At 53.9% G+C, this 1,311-nt stretch carries 1 protein-coding gene and 1 other annotated feature; the gene reads right to left on the bottom strand.

Annotated elements, in window-relative coordinates; all coding sequences use genetic code 11:
- Window positions 1–43 precede the first annotated feature (43 nt).
- A protein-coding gene (locus C4F37_RS27055; RefSeq protein WP_151327001.1) for an IS3 family transposase occupies window positions 44–1,257 on the bottom strand; the annotation gives its coding sequence in 2 pieces (ribosomal slippage) (window positions 44–969 and window positions 969–1,257; 1,215 coding nt in all).
- Window positions 860–976: a sequence feature (AL1L pseudoknot), on the bottom strand. It overlaps the preceding gene by 117 nt.
- Window positions 1,258–1,311: the final 54 nt, after the last annotated feature.

The following is a 1,311-nucleotide window of genomic DNA, read 5'->3' as shown; positions in this document are numbered from 1 at the left end:
ATGAACCGCCCCGGGTTTCCTGGAGAGTGTTTTATCTGTGAACTCAGGCTGCCAGATCATCGTTTCCGATGGAAGCATAATAAGCTTTTTCTGCTTCTGCCGGAGGAGTATGGCCCAGCCTTTCCAGCAATCGTCGATTGTTATACCAGTCCACCCACGTGAGTGTGGCCAGTTCCACTTCTGCACGGTTTTTCCAGCTCTTACGGTGTATTACCTCCGCTTTGTAAAGACCATTGATGCTCTCCGCCATCGCGTTGTCATACGAGTCGCCTGTACTTCCTGTTGATGCCAGTAATCCGGCTTCCTTAAGCCGCTGTGTGTAGGCCAGCGATACATACTGAGAACCTTTATCACTGTGATGGACCGTGCCGGACGGTCGACGGGCCCATAACGCCTGCTCCAGTGCATCCAGCACGAATGTCGTTTCCATGGACGATGAGACCCGCCACCCCACGATGTATCCGGCAAACACATCAATGATGAACGCCACATAGACGAAGCCCCGCCATGTGCTGACGTAAGTAAAATCAGCCACCCACAGCTGGTCAGGTCGTTCTGCCACGAACTGACGGTTTACGCGGTCGCCTGCGGCAACGGCTTTCCGGCTGATGGTCGTACGGACCTTTTTACCCCGGAGAACACCGGCAAGTCCCATAACCGCCATGAGACGTGCCACAGTGCATCTGGCCACTCTGATACCTTCCCGTAACAACTGACGCCAGACTTTACGCACACCGTATACCTTGTGATTTTCATCGTATACGCGCTGTATCTCTTTCTTCAGCCAGTCATCGCGCTGCGCACGGGCACTGCGTTTATCCGGATGATGTCGCTGTTGCTGACAGTGGTAATACGTTGACGGGGCAATATGCAGTTCGCTGCATAGCGGTCCGACCCCGTACTGCTCACGCAGCTTATCCAGCAGTGGCATCATTTTTTCCAGAGGCGGTCGAACTCCGCCTTCGCAAAATAAGCGGAAGCCTGGCGAAGGATATCGTTACTGCGGCGCAGTTCACGATTTTCACGTTCCAGCTCTTTCAGACGCTGACGTTCAGCGGTGGTGAGCCCTCCATCACCGCCCCCGGTATCCCGCTCATGCTGGCGAACCCAGACACGCAGAGTCTCCGGCGTACAGCCAATCTTTGGAGCAATGGAACAAATTGTCGCCCATTGTGAGTCATATTCGCTCTGACTTTCCAGAACCATACGGACTGCCCGTTGACGGACTTCGGGGGAAAAACGAGTATTTTTAGTCATCCTGTTTACCTCTTTCTCAGGAAGTTTAGTCTCCAGGATTCCCGGGGCGGTTCA

The sequence above is a fragment of the Escherichia sp. R1 genome, from assembly GCF_003000935.1.
Lineage (GTDB): Bacteria > Pseudomonadota > Gammaproteobacteria > Enterobacterales > Enterobacteriaceae > Escherichia > Escherichia coli.
Note: the sequence above shows the minus strand (reverse complement) of the source record. Positions and strands in the feature narration are given on the sequence as shown.